Origin of the sequence: Rhodococcus sp. PBTS 1, from assembly GCF_001620025.1 — a bacterium.
Taxonomy (GTDB): Bacteria; Actinomycetota; Actinomycetes; order Mycobacteriales; family Mycobacteriaceae; genus Rhodococcoides; species Rhodococcoides kroppenstedtii.
Map to the genome: position 1 here is coordinate 1,671,625 of NZ_CP015219.1, position 14,370 is coordinate 1,685,994.

15 protein-coding genes and 4 tRNA genes are annotated in these 14,370 nt (G+C 67.8%); 8 read left to right on the forward strand and 11 right to left on the reverse strand.

Annotation, left to right across the window (positions count from 1 at the left end; translation table 11 throughout):
• Position 1: 1 nt before the first annotated feature.
• Entirely contained in the window at positions 2-2,290 is a 2,289-nt protein-coding gene (locus A3Q40_RS07590) for a molybdopterin-dependent oxidoreductase (RefSeq protein WP_068100917.1), read from the forward strand.
• Here A3Q40_RS07590 and A3Q40_RS07595 read toward each other — a convergent pair.
• Genes A3Q40_RS07595 through A3Q40_RS07615 form a run of 5 tightly spaced genes read right to left on the reverse strand, consistent with a single transcriptional unit; the run spans position 2,281 to position 6,908 of the window.
• Positions 2,281-2,739 carry a MaoC family dehydratase gene (locus tag A3Q40_RS07595; protein ID WP_068100920.1) on the reverse strand — a complete coding sequence of 153 codons (459 nt, stop codon included), beginning with the start codon at positions 2,737-2,739 and terminating at the stop codon, positions 2,281-2,283. The genes A3Q40_RS07590 and A3Q40_RS07595 overlap by 10 nt on opposite strands.
• A gap of 36 nt (positions 2,740-2,775) precedes the next feature.
• Positions 2,776-3,210 carry a peptide-methionine (R)-S-oxide reductase MsrB gene (gene msrB / locus A3Q40_RS07600; RefSeq protein WP_068100923.1) on the reverse strand — a complete coding sequence of 145 codons (435 nt, stop codon included), beginning with the start codon at positions 3,208-3,210 and terminating at the stop codon, positions 2,776-2,778.
• A gap of 9 nt (positions 3,211-3,219) precedes the next feature.
• Complete coding sequence (locus tag A3Q40_RS07605; RefSeq protein ID WP_069972918.1) at positions 3,220-4,518, reverse strand: glycosyltransferase family 87 protein; 1,299 nt, start codon at positions 4,516-4,518, stop codon at positions 3,220-3,222.
• Between the two features lie 21 nt (positions 4,519-4,539).
• A complete protein-coding gene (locus A3Q40_RS07610; RefSeq protein WP_069973022.1) occupies positions 4,540-6,120 on the reverse strand; it encodes an alpha/beta hydrolase in 1,581 nt (526 codons plus the stop codon).
• A 29-nt stretch (positions 6,121-6,149) separates the two neighbouring features.
• On the reverse strand, positions 6,150-6,908 hold the full coding sequence (locus A3Q40_RS07615) for a pyrimidine reductase family protein (RefSeq protein WP_082833818.1): 759 nt from the start codon (positions 6,906-6,908) through the stop codon (positions 6,150-6,152).
• Positions 6,909-6,934: 26 nt separating this feature from the next.
• On the opposite strand from A3Q40_RS07615, the gene zapE reads away from it, so the two are divergent.
• A complete protein-coding gene (gene zapE, locus A3Q40_RS07620; protein WP_068100929.1) occupies positions 6,935-7,945 on the forward strand; it encodes a cell division protein ZapE in 1,011 nt (336 codons plus the stop codon).
• A 15-nt stretch (positions 7,946-7,960) separates the two neighbouring features.
• On the opposite strand, the gene A3Q40_RS07625 is transcribed toward zapE, so the two are convergent.
• Both A3Q40_RS07625 and A3Q40_RS07630 read right to left on the reverse strand, forming a co-directional pair.
• The gene (locus tag A3Q40_RS07625; RefSeq protein WP_068100931.1) at positions 7,961-8,491 is read right to left on the reverse strand and encodes a GNAT family N-acetyltransferase; all 531 of its coding nucleotides are present in this window, start codon (positions 8,489-8,491) and stop codon (positions 7,961-7,963) included.
• A complete protein-coding gene (locus tag A3Q40_RS07630; RefSeq protein ID WP_157889528.1) occupies positions 8,488-8,811 on the reverse strand; it encodes a hypothetical protein in 324 nt (107 codons plus the stop codon). The genes A3Q40_RS07625 and A3Q40_RS07630 overlap by 4 nt, the downstream gene beginning before the upstream one ends.
• Before the next feature lie 139 nt (positions 8,812-8,950).
• Between A3Q40_RS07630 and A3Q40_RS07635 the strand changes: the two genes are divergently transcribed.
• The 3 genes from A3Q40_RS07635 (at position 8,951) to A3Q40_RS07640 (ending at position 11,572) form a co-directional block, all read left to right on the forward strand.
• Complete coding sequence (locus tag A3Q40_RS07635) at positions 8,951-9,190, forward strand: hypothetical protein (protein ID WP_068100937.1); 240 nt, start codon at positions 8,951-8,953, stop codon at positions 9,188-9,190.
• A 1,560-nt stretch (positions 9,191-10,750) separates the two neighbouring features.
• A complete protein-coding gene (locus A3Q40_RS20170; protein ID WP_235606509.1) occupies positions 10,751-10,945 on the forward strand; it encodes a phage major capsid family protein in 195 nt (64 codons plus the stop codon).
• A 93-nt stretch (positions 10,946-11,038) separates the two neighbouring features.
• Positions 11,039-11,572, forward strand: a complete 534-nt coding sequence (locus A3Q40_RS07640; RefSeq protein WP_162269841.1) for a hypothetical protein — start codon at positions 11,039-11,041, stop codon at positions 11,570-11,572.
• 79 nt (positions 11,573-11,651) lie between these two features.
• Here A3Q40_RS07640 and A3Q40_RS07645 read toward each other — a convergent pair whose 3' ends face one another.
• From A3Q40_RS07645 to A3Q40_RS07660, 4 genes are all read right to left on the reverse strand, one after another.
• Complete coding sequence (locus A3Q40_RS07645) at positions 11,652-12,293, reverse strand: hypothetical protein (RefSeq protein WP_068100942.1); 642 nt, start codon at positions 12,291-12,293, stop codon at positions 11,652-11,654.
• Between the two features lie 181 nt (positions 12,294-12,474).
• Positions 12,475-12,549: transfer RNA gene (locus A3Q40_RS07650), tRNA-Val, on the reverse strand.
• A 30-nt stretch (positions 12,550-12,579) separates the two neighbouring features.
• Positions 12,580-12,650 (reverse strand) — tRNA-Cys (locus A3Q40_RS07655).
• A 40-nt stretch (positions 12,651-12,690) separates the two neighbouring features.
• Positions 12,691-12,763 (reverse strand) — tRNA-Gly (locus A3Q40_RS07660).
• 244 nt (positions 12,764-13,007) lie between these two features.
• On the opposite strand from A3Q40_RS07660, the gene A3Q40_RS07665 reads away from it, so the two are divergent.
• From A3Q40_RS07665 to A3Q40_RS07675, 3 genes are all read left to right on the forward strand, one after another.
• Positions 13,008-13,079: transfer RNA gene (locus A3Q40_RS07665), tRNA-Val, on the forward strand.
• A gap of 79 nt (positions 13,080-13,158) precedes the next feature.
• Positions 13,159-13,608: a TIGR02611 family protein gene (locus A3Q40_RS07670; RefSeq protein ID WP_068100945.1), complete on the forward strand. Its 450-nt coding sequence runs from the start codon at positions 13,159-13,161 to the stop codon at positions 13,606-13,608.
• On the forward strand, positions 13,587-14,339 hold the full coding sequence (locus A3Q40_RS07675) for a hypothetical protein (RefSeq protein WP_068100948.1): 753 nt from the start codon (positions 13,587-13,589) through the stop codon (positions 14,337-14,339). Before A3Q40_RS07670 ends, A3Q40_RS07675 begins: the two co-directional genes overlap by 22 nt.
• The last annotated feature ends 31 nt before the right edge of the window (positions 14,340-14,370 follow it).

Sequence of the window (14,370 nt, forward strand, 5' to 3'; positions counted from 1 at the left end):
CATGGCCCATTACGGGCGCTTCTCCGTCGACACCGACGGAGCCGACGTCGTCGCCGTGCGGCCCGCCGCGGAGGACGGGGATCCGTCGCCGCTGATCGGCAACGTCCCCGGCTCGGTCACCCACCCGTCGCGTATTCGGCGGCCGGCCGTGCGACGCGGGTGGCTCGAGCACGGACCGGGCCCGACGGCGTTGCGCGGCAACGACTCCTACGTCGAGATGGACTGGGACGAGTTCGTCCCGCTTCTCGCGGGCGAACTCCGTCGGGTCATCGACCGGCACGGCAACGAGGCGATCTACGGCGGGTCCTACGGGTGGGGGAGCGCCGGGCGGTTCCATCACGCGCAGAGCCAGGTGCACCGCTTCCTCAACACGATCGGCGGTTACACCCGCTCGGTGGGCAACTACTCGCTCGGCGCCACCAACGTGGTGATGCCGCACGTGATGGGCAGCCATTGGAAGTTGTTCTCCCGCTCCACGTCCTGGGACGTGATTGCCGAGCACACCGATCTGCTGGTGGCGTTCGGCGGCGTGCCGATCAAGAACACCTTCGTCAATCACGGTGGAACGAGCCATCATCCGACGCGCGACGCCCTGCATCGCCTACGAGCGCGCGGTGGGCGGATCGTGTCGATCTCGCCGCTGGCCGACGACCTCGAGGGGACCGCCGAGCGCCTCGCCCCGGTGCCCGGCTCGGACGTCGCGCTCATGATGGCGCTGGCCCACGTCCTGGCGACCAACGGATGGCACGACACGCGGTTCCTGGAGCGGTACACCGTCGGCTACGACCGGTTCGAGGACTACCTGCTCGGACGGACCGACGGGATGTCGAAGTCACCGGAGTGGGCCGAGGCCCTCACCGGCATCCCCGCGTCCGTCACCCGAGATCTCGCGCGCCGCATGGCCCGCAGCACCACGATGATCACGGTGACGTTCTCGCTGCAGCGCACCCGTCACGGAGAGCAGGCCCCGTGGATGGGCATGACGCTCGCCGCGATGCTCGGCGGAATCGGTGTTCCGGGAGCCGGTTTCGGCCACGGCTACGGCTCGATGAACGAGCCCGGCATCGGGCCGGTGCCGTACCCGTTGCCGACGCTGCCGCAGGGAACCAATCGGGTGCCGACGTCGATTCCCGTCGCGGCCGTGTCCGACATGCTGCTGAATCCGGGTGCCCCGTACGACTACGACGGCGAGCGTCGAACGTTCCCCGACATTCGACTCGTCCACTGGGCAGGCGGCAATCCCTTCCACCATCACCAGGACCTCGGTCGTCTGCGCGAGGCGTTGGGCCGCCCGGACACCGTGGTCGTCCACGATCCGTTCTGGACGCCGATGGCCAAGCACGCGGACTTCGTCGTGCCGTCGACCACCTCGCTCGAGCGAGACGATCTGAGCTGCACGCGCAACGATCCGTGGTTGGTCGCTATGCCGGCCGCGGTGGCCCGGTTCGCCGACAGCAAGGACGACTACGAGACGTTCACCCTGCTCGCCCGCGAGCTCGGCATCGAGCAGGAGTTCACGGAGGGACGCAACGCCGCGGACTGGCTGCGGCATCTCTACGAACCCTGGCGCGCGTTCGTCTCCGCCGCCGGCCGGGTCACTCCGCCGACGTTCGCCGAGTTCTGGCGGGACGGGGCGTTCCGAATGGACACCGAGGACGATCTGACGTTGCTCGCGGACTTTCGGGACGACCCCGCGCGTGCGCCACTCCGGACGCCGAGCGGCCGGCTGGAGATCTTCTCCGAGACCATCGACGGCTTCGGCTACGACGACTGCGCCGGGCATCCCCGGTGGTACGAGCCGCAGGAGTGGCTGCACGGCGAGCGTGCCGGTCGCTTCCCGCTGCACCTCGTCGCCAATCAACCGAGAACTCGCCTGCACAGCCAGCTCGACCACGGTGCCGTCAGCCAGGCCTCGAAGGTCCAGGGCCGGGAGCCGGTCCGCATGCATTCGGACGACGCGCGGGCGCGAGGGCTCGCCGACGGTGATGTGGTGCGGGTGTTCAACGATCGCGGCGCGTGCCTGGCGGGTCTGCGGGTCGACGACGGCCTCCGGCCGCGCGTGGTGCAGTTGGCGACGGGGGCCTGGTACGACCCCCTCGATCCCGTGGACCCGCGCTCGATGTGCGTGCACGGCAACGTGAACGTGCTCACCGAGGACCGGGGCACCAGCTCACTGGCGCAAGGCTGCACCGGGCAGCACGTCCTCGTCGAGATCGAGAAGTGGACGGGCGCACTGCCTCCCGTGCGCGCCCACCAGCCGCCCGAGTTCGCCGAGCGACCTCAGAAGTAGACGCGCGAGATCACCTGCGCGACGAGTGCGGGCTTGTCCACACCCTCGATCTCGATGGTGGAGTCCACCGTCATCTGCACGGCGCCGTCGGCCAGACTGTCCGCCGCTCCGAGGACGGCGACCAACCGGATCCGCGACCCCACCGGCACGGGGTGAACGTAGCGAACCTTGTTGCTGCCGTAGTTCACACCCATGCGGGAGTTCTCGACGGTGTACGTCTGCCAGGACAGCATCGGCAGCAGGGACAGCGTCAGGTAGCCGTGCGCGATGGGCCCGCCGAACGGGCTCTCCTTCGTGGCCCGCTCGACGTCCACGTGGATCCATTGATGGTCGCCCGTGGCGTCGGCGAAGGTGTTCACCCGCTCCTGGGTGATCTCGAGCCAGTCGCTCGTCCCGATGGTCTCGCCGACCGCGCCGGTGATGTCGTCTGCCGAAGTGAAGGTACGCACCCCCGGGACCCTAGCGGCCCCGGTGGGTGCGCGGTGTCACTTCCCGTCCGGCACCAGGGTGAGCGAGATGGAGTTGATGCAGTAGCGCTGGTCGGTCGGGGTGGGGTAGCCCTCACCCTCGAAGACGTGCCCGAGGTGGCTGTGGCAGTTGCGGCACAGCACCTCGACGCGCTTCATGCCCATCGAGCGGTCCTCGCGCAGGATGACGGCGTCGGTGTCGGCCGGGTCGTAGAAGGACGGCCAGCCGCAGTGGGACTCGAACTTGGTGGTGCTGCGGAACAGTTCGGCGTCGCACGCGCGGCAGCGGTACACGCCCTCGGTGGTGGTGTCGGTGTACTCGCCGACGTAGGGACGCTCGGTTCCGGCCTTGCGGAGCACGGCGTACTCGGCGGCGGTCAGCTTGTCCCGCCACTGCTCGTCGGTGAGGTCGTAGGCCGGTCGATCGGTGTTCGTGTCTCGAGCGGAAGTCATGCGACCACGCTAATGCGTCTCGGCGGCGTGCGCCGTCGTCGCTGGTGAGGGGGTGCGCACGGGCGCCCGAGCGGTGAGGAAGTCGGGATCGATGCCGGTGTCCAGGCGGCTCTCTCGCTTCGCGGTGAGGTAGCGGCCCACGAGCACGGCGAAGATCACCACGATGATCAGCGACCACCCCCACGTCACGCGCAGGTACTCGAGGGTGCGTCCGAACTCGGGGAAGCGGCCCACCAGCCAGCTGTCGTAGCTGAGGAACCCGTACGCCGCGAGCCAGGCCGGCCAGTTCCGCATCACCGAGTTGCGCAGCACCACCGACATCAGCAGCGGGAACAGCATCATCGAGTAGTACATCTGGCCGAGGGAGGCCAGCAGGAACGAGGCCACCAGCAGCAGGCCGCCGGCGGTGACGACGAAGAAGAGCTCGTCCTGGCGGTAGTACTTCCACAGCAGCCAGAGAGACACCGCGACCATGGCCGCGAACACGGCCCGCAGACCGACGACGAGTCCGGTCGGCAGTCCGTAGTACAGGCCGTTGCCCACGATCGAACTGTTGAAGTAGTCCCGCGTCTCGAGCAGGTAGGGCACGGTGTGCGAGACGAAGGCGAACGGGTCCACCGACAACGGGAGGGCCAGCAGAGTCAGGACCACCGGAACCCCGATCGCGGTGACGAAGACTCGCCATTCCTTCCGCACGAGCGGAAGCAACAGCAGCGGCGCCAGGGTGGGTTTCACCGCGATCGTCAGTCCGATCGCCGCGCCCGCCCAGTACTGCCGCTTCCGCAGCAGCAACATCATGAAGAGCACTTCGCCGAGCAGGAGCAACCCGTTGATGTTGGTGAAGACCAACGTATTGGTGACCGTCTCCGTCGAGAACGCCGCCAGAAGAACCGCAGGGGCGGCGACGGACGTGACCGACAGATCGAAGAGGCGAAGCAATAGGTACAGCGCGGCGACGACGGCGACGGCGTTGATGCCGATGTACAGCCAGCGGGCCTTCTCCGGGTCGAGGACCGCGATGGGCGCGATCAGCAGGGTGCCGCTGGGCGGGTAGAGATAGTGGGGATCCACCGAGTCGAAGTCCGCCGTGTAGATCTCCCGACGGTTCAGGAACGCGAGTGCGGCGTTGTACACCGGGCGGAAGTCGTCGGTGATGTTGCCGTTGACGGCTTTGACGATCACCCGGTTGACGGCGGTGAGAATCGCGATGGGCCAGAGGGCGTAGGTGAGGACCTGCGCAGTGGTCCGCCCCGTCCTCGGTTCGAGGGCACTCAGTGCGGACGAGACCGGCGATTCACGGAAAGACACGAGGGGACGGTACCGCGAGCGTCAGGCAGGACAGGCATTCCCGCCCGTCGGCACGTCGCCCGCGGAGAGGTACGTCGTCACCGCTGCGCGCCCGCAGGCCGAGCCCACCAGCACGGGGTGGCCGAGGCCGTCCCAGGTCACGGTGGCGGTCCGCGTCCCGGCCGACCCGAGGGCGCCGGTGACGGTCGGCAGCTGCTCGGTGCCGGAGACGGCGTCGCCCCGGCCGCTGAGGATCAGCACCGGAACGCCCGGCGCCGACGGCACCGGCGGGGGCGGCGACGACGGCCACGCGGAGCAGACGAGGAGCGAGCGGGCCGCCACGGCACCGAACGCGGGATAGAGCGACGACCACGCCGACGACAACTCGCGCACGCGGTCCGGACCCGGCCATTGCTGACCGTCGGTGCAGCGGCCGACGAACACGCCGTCCGTCGCGGTGAAGGACCGCGCCAGATCGACCTCGCGCGCGAGTGCGGTCGTGTCGCCGGACCGGGCCGCCGCCAGGGTGTCCGATGCCGTGCGGACACGCTCGGCCGCGTCGGCGGTCCGGGGATAGGAGAGCAGCGTGACGACGGCGTCGCGCACGGTGGCGCCGGACAGCGGTGCGAAGTCGCCGGCGTCGGCCCGCGCGAGCAGGTCGACGACGGCGGCCCGCGGGTCCGCGCCCAACGAACACCCGAGCGCCGCGCACCGCGTCGCGAACTCGGTCAACGCGCTCTCGCGCGCACGGACCACCTGCTCGGCCGCCGGCACGGCGTCGGTGACGACGTTCGCGGGGGAGTCCAGCACGAGGCGCGCGACGTGGTCGCCGTAGGCCGAGGCGTAGGCGAGGGCGACGAGTGCGCCGTTGCCCGACCCCACGAGAGAGAGTGTGGTGACACCCCAGGCGCGGCGGAGCGCCTCGAGGTCGTCCGCGGTGTTCGGCAACGCGAACGCCAGCGCGTCGGGCTGGAGGAAGTCGGTACAGGCGATGGTCGCGTCACGGGCCAGCGCCGCGGTCGCCTCGACGGGATCGTCGCCGGGGGAGTACTGCCCGAGGTCGACGAGGGCGTTCCGGGTGGACGTCGCGCCGGAGTAGCAGTCGAACGGCGCCGAGTTGCCCGTTCCCCGGCGGTCGACACCGACCACCGGATGTGTGGCCAGCAGTGCGGTGTCCGGCTGGGCGGCCAGGGCGGCCACGTCGGCGAACGACGGTCGATCGGTTCCCGACGTGTAGACCACCGGAACGGCGTCCGCGGGGGTGGCGGTGGTTCGCACGCGTGTCACCGCCAGTTCGAACGTGCCGTCCGAGGCCACCTCGGTGTCGATCGGCGTCGTGACGGTGGCGCACTCGACCACGGTGTCCGGCGCAGCCGTGACCCCGACGGTCGCGGTCAGGCGGGCGGTGCAGTCGCTCCAGTTCAGATCGGTCACCGGAGCTTCCAGGGCCGGCGGTGCCGCCGGCGCGGCTGACGACGTGGGGGCCGTTCCCCCGTCGGTCCCGCCGTCCACGGCCACGTCCGGTCGCGCGGACGGGCCTGCACCGCACGCGCCGAGCAGGACGGCGGCGACCAGCACCGAACCGACGGAAACGGAAAGCCGTCCGGCTCGGCGCGTCTGCATGCGCACCAGCGTGCCAGAGTCCCGCCCGATCACCGGGTGCGGTCGCGCACCCACCGGACGAGGACGGTGCCGTCGTCGTCCAGGAGAACGTGGGCGGGCCTCATCGCCCGGGGCGTCGCCGAGTCGGACGTCGCGATGCGCCCGGCGTCCCCGGCGGTGACCACGGGGCTCGTGGTGAGACACACCTCGTCGACGACGTCGTCCGCGAGCAGAGTGGAGAACAGTCCGGGGCCGCCCTCGCACAACACTCGCCGCAGCCCGAGACGATCGAGCACGGCGACCACACCGTCGCCCGTGACGTCGCCGTCCAGCTGCTCGACCCGGGCGCCCGCGTCGCGCAGGGCCCGCACCCGGTCGGCGTCGGCCGCGGCGGAGACGACGACGACCGGGGGGACCTCGGTGTCGGTGATCACCGACCAGCCCGGTTCGACGGACGCCGACCCGCTCACGATCACCACGGGAGGCACCTCGGCCTGGCCGCGGTCCCGTCGCGCCGTTCGGGCCCGGTCGCTCACTTTCACACCGCCGTAGTCCTCGGCGGACACCGTCGACGCCCCCACCAGAACCGCGTCGGCGAGGTCGCGCAACGTGGTGAAGACGGCGTGGTCGGCGTCGGTGCCGAGACCACCGCTCCGTCCGTCGACGGACACGGCCCCGTCGATGCTCGAGACGAAGTTGACGCGGATGCGCACACGATCGAGCTCGGCCGGATAGGCGTAGAGCTGGACGAGGTCGTCGTCGGTCACTGTGAGGTAGGTCCCATTATCGATACGCTGCACAAAAGGCATCCCACCACGTCGTTAACCTCGTCGTCATGCCGATACGTCTGGTCGATCGCAATCCCGTGGTGCCCGCGGACCAGCTGATCGCCAACATGGTTCCGCCCACCATGTTCGACGACGTCAGTTTCGCTTCGTACATCCCCGATCCCGCCGAGCCCACGCAGGCCGAGGCCGTGGCCAAGGCGGAGGAGTTCGCCGGCAAGGTCGGCAAGATCCGGTCGGGCGGCAAGCGCGGCCTGTTCGGCAAGAAGACGCAGGCCACCGGGGCCGGGCTCTACCTCGACGGCGGCTTCGGTGTCGGCAAGACGCACCTGCTGGCGTCGATATACCACGCCACTCCGGAGCCCAAGGCGTTCGGCACCTTCGTGGAGCTCACCCACGTGGTGGGCGCGCTCGGCTTCACCAAGGCGCTCGAGGAGTTCTCGAACCACAGCGTGTTGTGCATCGACGAGTTCGAGCTCGACGATCCCGGCGACACCATGCTCGTCTCCCGGCTGCTGACGGAACTGTCCGGCCGCGGGGTGTCCATCGTCGCCACGTCGAACACGCTGCCCGGTCAGTTGGGCGAGGGTCGCTTCGCGGCTCAGGACTTCCTGCGGGAGATCAAGAAGCTCGGCTCGATCTTCGAGGCGGTGCGCGTCGACGGTCCCGACTACCGGCATCGCGACCTGCCCCCGGCCCCGGACCCGTTGTCGGACGAGGACCTCACCGCGGCCGCCGAGCGCATCGAGAATGCCTCGCTGGACGACTTCGACGAGCTCGTGAAGCACCTGAGCACGCTGCACCCGTCGCGCTACGGCAAGTTGATCGAGGGTGTCGAGCAGGTCTTCGTCTCCGGCGTGCACGCGGCTCCCGATCAGTCGGTGGCGCTGCGCATCGTCGTGCTCGCGGACCGCCTGTACGACGCCGGCACTCCCGTCACCGTGTCGGGCGCCAAGCTCGACGAGCTCTTCACCGAGGAGATGCTGCAGGGCGGGTACCGCAAGAAGTACCTGCGCGCGACGTCGAGGCTGCTCGCGCTGTCGCGCTTCGCATCGGTCTGATCCGGGGCTCTCGCTCTACAGGACGCGTTCGTAGACGAAGTCCTCGTGCAGGACGTCGCCGAGCGCGAAACGACGGTGTCCGACGGGCACGAATCCGCACTTGCGGTAGAACGCCTGCGCCCGAGCGTTGACGTGGTTGACGCCGAGCCACAGCGACGCCCGACCGAGTTCGCGCGCGAGGTTTACCGCCGCCTGCATGAGCGCACCGGCCGCGCCGCTGCCGTGCGCCGCGGGGTCGGCGTACATCTTGTTCACCTCGACGGCGGGAGTGTCGCGTACTGCGGCGCGCACGTCGGGGTCCTCGGACGGCCGGAGGCCCAGCATCGTGTACCCGACCAGAGTGCCGTCGCGCTCCGCGACCAGAACGCGGCGTCCGTCGTCCGCGAGATAGCCGCGAAAGGCGTTCTCCGACAGCGCCGTCGACACGAAGTGCCGAATGTCGGCCTCCTCTGTGCCCGGTGGGCACGCGAGGGGGAAGGTGCGGGCCGCCAGGGCGGCGAGCTGAGGGATCTCCGACGGGTCGGCGGGGCGGACGGTGACCGTCATGCCGCGCCGGGGTGGTCGGCGCGCGACGACACAGCGCCGTGGTGGCGCGACTTGCGGGCGCCGTCCGTCATGGCGTCGACGGTGTCCTTGGCTTCGCGGAGCGGCATGCCGGTACGCCGACGCAAGAGCGCCATGGCTTCGGCGGTGCGGTGCTCGCCGACGAGCGCGGAGACCTCGGTCCGCGTCTCGGCGTCGACGGCGTGACCTGGTTCGCGGTTCACCGCGGCGGCCGCGGATCGGTGTCGCAGGGCGAACCACGTGACGACGACGGCGAGGTCGACCACGACCAGGGCGACCACGAACCACACCCAGCTCGACATGGTCTCCAGTGAACCACCTGCACAAGGGTGCTCCGGCCGAGTTCGGCCGATTCGAGCAGACCGCGGGGTGTGAGTCCGCTTTCGTGGTGGGGTATAGGTGGCACAGACGACAATCGGGCACACCGACGGAGGAGTCGAGATGACGGACCGGATCACCGAGCAGTGGTTTCTCGCCCGCGCGGATCGGGTGAAGGCTGCGGTGCAGACGGCGGTCGACGAGGCCGGGGCGTACGGCAGCGACCAGCTCGTCGCCGACCACGAGTGGATTCGATACGTGCACGACCACGTGCACGTCGTCGAGGAGGACGGTCAGCGGGTGGTCGACGACCAGGCCACGACGCGCCGGCTCGAGGAGTTGGCTGAGCGTTATCGGGTGTGAACGGTCGTTTTTCTGTCGTCTCGACGCGGCCATAGCTTGAGACGGCCTGAGGAAACGAGGCCCATAGGGCGACTGATCATTTTGCGGTGCCCATTTCGTGGTCGGTCCCGATTTGCTGACTCTCTCAAGAACGTAGGGTCGCGACGAAGGATGTGTCAGTCTGGGTCTTCTTAAGCCCCGTCGTGCAGCAGGCTTCTGCGGTACGTGCGTGTTATCGTTTGATCGCTTTGAACAGGAGCACGCCCGCGGAGCGTCGATCGCCAAGCAAGTATAAGTGCGGAGCTCTGTGCGCGGTTCGGTGGCCTTGAACGGGATCGGGGTTGGGCGTGACGGGGTGGCGATTCAGACGACAAGTGCTGCTACGGCCAGGCTCGGGGGCATCTTCGAAGAAAGAGCACTGGTCGCGGGCGCACAGATTGACCGTCGCTTTTGGTTGCATATCTAGTATCGGCGTCATCCTGGCGGCTGCCACTTTTTTTTTCTCGGGCAACCGAATCAGAACGCGCCACACCGACGCCAAATCATACGACAATGAACGGTCCGGTCACCATATTCAACGGCGTACAGCCAAACCTTGATCTAACTTCGCCGGAGCTTCGCCCCGGCAGAGATGCCAGCTTTCACAAGCCGGGCCCATGCCCCACGGAGGCCGTTCGAGCCGGATATGGACCTGAAAGGAAGGTTCTGTCGCCAGATGAGTACAGTTCTGTTCCGTCGTTCAATCTAGACGACACCCCGGAAGTAATCGGTGACGAGCGTGGTTTCTACGGGGTCAGAGATAACGCCGATATTGACGGAATGTGGTTATTCAGCAGCGGCGTAGAGGAAGGGCGAACCTACCGCCTGCGAATTTACATTCATAATAGCGCTCGCGCGCAGATTTCAGCGTTGAACACCCGCTTAGCTGTGTCCCTTCCCAGCTGCACGGGTCGAAGAATCGGAACTAACGCTTTCATCTCCGCGACCAATTCATCACCGGGGGAAGTGTGGGGAGGCGTAAATCTGTATTCGGACCGCCCGTTTGCGATCAGGTATGTGCCAGGTTCTCTCACTTATTGCAATAACTTTTACACGTGTCGATCCGGACCCAGTGATGCGGACTTGCCGGAGGAAGAACTATTCACCAGCAAGGGTGTAGCCGTGGGATACGACACACTTAATGGGGTGTTTCCCGGCGGCTACACGCATTCTGCCTACGTGAGCTTTCTTGTTGAACCCATTTTCGACGTAAACTCCTAGTATGAGATTGGATTTTTCGAGATCCACCACCGCGCCACCAGAAAGCTGTTAGAGCGGGAAGGTTTCGAACGCGCCTATTCGGTGGTCCGCACCCGTGGGTCGGAGCGCGTTTCGACAGGGGATTAAGCCGATACCGCCGTCCGTGAGAACGCTTCGAGCATTCGACTCCTCGAACAAGAAAACGGCGTCGACATTTTACCCCCGATGGCGTGAGAGGCTTCGGAGCTCCGCGGCACGCCGAATCTCGGCAGCTGTATTCCGGTGGACCGGGCCGCGCAACGACGGTGGGGCCTGCGACTCGCGGTCTCGAAAGCTGTGCCGGTGAGTACCGGGAACCTGTTAGATGTGTCGGCCCTGGCGGTGGTCAGAGACCGCAACGTGCGGACGCAGTGGTCCAGCGGCGTGGCCGACGACTTCAAGCGCAGTCAGGTCCGAGCGCGCACCGAGGGACGGTTCGGGCTCGACGTCTACAAGCCCAAGGGCATCGTGACCCTGGACCTCGGCGTCACCGCGTAGCAGCGGCGTCGGCGCGGCGTCACCCGCCGCGTCACAACGACCACCGCCCCCGGCCCTCGCAACAAAGGGGCCGGGGCGGTGGTACGCGGACATGTGTCGAAGCGTCCCAATAGGGTCGACCCGTCAACGCCGCCGACTCCTTGGGAGCCTCGTATGTACCGTTTCCGGCCAACCGGCCAGGTCGACTACTTCGACCTCTATCTCCGCACGATCCGTGACCTCGCCCCGAACTTTGACGAGGTGAATCTCGACCAGTTGAGTTGGTCCGACGCGGAACGTCCGTTCGATGAGGTCTCGTTGCGGCTCGCGCTCCGCCACGGACACGCGACGGGCAAGGGCATCGTTGTCGACGGCACCGATCTCGTCGTACGGGACAAGTACGAGCAGGCTCGCGCGATCAGTCCCGACAGATTGTCGGACCCCCTGCCGGGGGATGACCTCATGGAAGCCCTCTCGCCGGGTTGGCAGGAGCACGGACGAGTTCTCAACAAGAGAATCGTGGCCAATCATGTCGCGCTCGTCGAGCGGTTCCGTGTCGAACTCGAGACCGAACTCGCCACGCCACCAAATACCGACCTCGCACGTCATTGGTCGGCACTCGGCGGGATGCTGCCAGGTAGTCCGTAGATCGACACGTCCGCCGCCTTTACGTCTCACGTGGGCCGAGGCGGCGGCGCTCCGTGCAAGCAGGGCACGTGAGGTTCGATCAGAGGAGAGGATCCGCCTGCGAATAATTGAGGGGCCGGTGAATGCCGTAGTGGTCGATTGCCGAAACGGCGGTCTCGACGAGTTCACCCGACGTGCGTCGGATCCAGTGACGTCCAGCTCGGTCGGTAAACGCGACTTCGACACCCGGCTGACCCTGCATCGGAGAGCTGTCTGGACCCTTCACCTCGACAACGAACCGACCAGGGGGCAGGTTCTGAACTACCGCGCGAATGTCATAGGTGCTAAACCCATGCCCGATCATTCGGTTGCCGTACACCTCAGCGTCCTCGCCGATTCTATACGCGGCACCTTGCACCCACACCAGGTAGGCAACGACCTCGTACACGGGCTCGTTCGAAGAGTTGCCAAGGTAAATTCCGACCGCGTTCGCCTCTGCAAACGTTCGGGACTCCCGCTCGGGAGGTGATCCATGCCAAGCATAGATGCGCTGAGCCTGCTGTCTAAGGGCTTCCTGCTCGGCCTTGGACTTCTCGACTGCACTCGCCTCCGCTACGAGCCGGGACTTCTTGGCCTCGTCGAGGGCGGTTTTGACGGCCCATACCAGAGCCGCGACGGTGGCGATCGCTCCGATCGCACCTCCGATTGAACCGACCCAGGTAGCCAGGTCTCCGGATTCCACGGCGGGCCTCCATCGAAAGGGTGTCGAGGCGAAATTTTGGCGAGACAGGACCGGAGCGTAAAGGCGTCCCCCAGGGTCCGACAATGCCATGGTCCACACCCGATGAACGGTGGCACAGTTCACGACGAGTTGTCGCAACAAGAAAGGCCCCCTCGAAAGGGGGCCTGACCTGTATTTACCGTGGTGCGCGATACTGGGATTGAACCAGTGACCTCTTCCGTGTCAGGGAAGCGCTCTCCCGCTGAGCTAATCGCGCGGGACCCGGTGGATCACGGACCGGGTAACGAGGTGGAGACGGGAATCGAACCCGTGTGCACGGCTTTGCAGGCCGTTGCCTCACCACTCGGCCACTCCACCGTGGTGACGGGATCCCTGAATCGGAATCTCGATACCCTCGAGCGGACGACGGGATTCGAACCCGCGACCCCAACCTTGGCAAGGTTGTGCGCTACCAGCTGCGCCACGTCCGCACGCTCCTCGGTGGCGTTGCCGCCTCCGTGGTGCGGTTCGAAACATTAGCCCACTGCGTCCGAGAGTCACAAATCGCCTGTTCACACGGCGTGTGCGACGGATTCGCGTCCCGTTCTCCGGGCTGCGGGGCAACCGTGGATCGGGGCGTTCGGCCTCGGCATGCGCCGCTTTGGGAGTGGCGAACGGTGCGTGCTAGTGTTCCTCCTCGTTCGAGCGTCCGGTTCCGACCGGAAGCGCGTACGCGGTCCCGTGGCTCAGTGGAAGAGCGTCCCGTTCACACCGGGGAGGTCGCTGGTTCGAACCCAGCCGGGACCACCGCAGACCCAGGCCCGCACCGACTCCGGTGCGGGCCTGTTGTCGTCTCCGGGGCGGGTTGCGCCGGTAGTGTGGTCCCGTGCACAGCGACGACACGAGCGTTCGGCCCACCGCCGCGGCATCCCGGCGGACCCGTGAGCCGAGTGGGTACCGCCGGTGGCGTGACGGTCTCGCGTCCCGCCCGACCGTCGATCGGGCCTACCGCATCGGCGTCGGCGTCGTCGGGACCCTGGTCCTCGCGGTCGGCATCGTCGCCATTCCCTACCCGGGTCCCGGGTGGCTCATCGTCTTCGCCGGACTGGGCATCCTCGCCTCGGAGTTCGCGTGGGCCAAGAAGGTTCTCCGCTGGGTGCGGGCGCGTTACGACGCGTTCATGGCGTGGTTCGAGAAGCAGAACCTCGTGGTCAAGGGCATCGGTGTGCTGTTCACGGCCGCCGTGGTCGTCGCCACCCTGTGGGTGCTCGGCGCGCTCGAGCTCGTCGGCGGGTGGGTCGGCCTGGACTGGGCGTGGCTCCAGAGCCCGCTCTGACTCCGCGTCCCGGCGACGAGTCGACCGACGCCGGCGAGGTCGTCGCCGACACGTCGCGCGCCCTGCCGTGGGTGGCGGCTCTGTCCTACGTCCCGCCCGGATCTCCGTCGCTGCGTGGCCTCGACCTCGAGGACGTCCTGGAGCGTGCGGTGCAGCGATGGCCCGACGTGACGCCGGCCGTCCTGGCCACTCTGTGGTGGTACGGGTCCAGCTCGACGCTCGCGACGGTGCTGACGACGCAACTGGCCGTGACGGGCCGGTGCGTCGACCTCGCCCACGAGTCGGCCCGAGTCACGGTGGGGGAGACCGGGACCGTGGCGTCGTCGACCGCGGCGGTCACCGTCGACAGTTCACGAGCAGGGGCGTCGTTCGCCGATGCCGTGGAGGACCTGGTCGAGGCCGTCCGGCGTCGGGTCCCATCCGTCTCGGGAGCGAGTCTGTGGGCGATCGCGTCGGACAGCGTGGCCAACCGTGCTCTCGACGTCGCGTCCGCGCTGGATCGTGTCGACGACGCGCCGTGTTGGGCGGAACTGCTGACGAGCGAGCGCGGTCGGCACCCGTTTCCGGCTCCGCGATTCGTCGACGTCACGGCGAACGGGCGGTCGCGGCGGTTCCTGCGCCGCAGCTCGTGCTGCCGCGTGGTCGACGCCGGCGAGGACCTCTGCACCAGCTGCCCGCGACGCACGCCGGCGGACCGTGCGGCGCGCTGGGCGGCCCTGGTCGGGCGCTGACCACCCGCGCTCGCGACGCGCGGCGAAACCG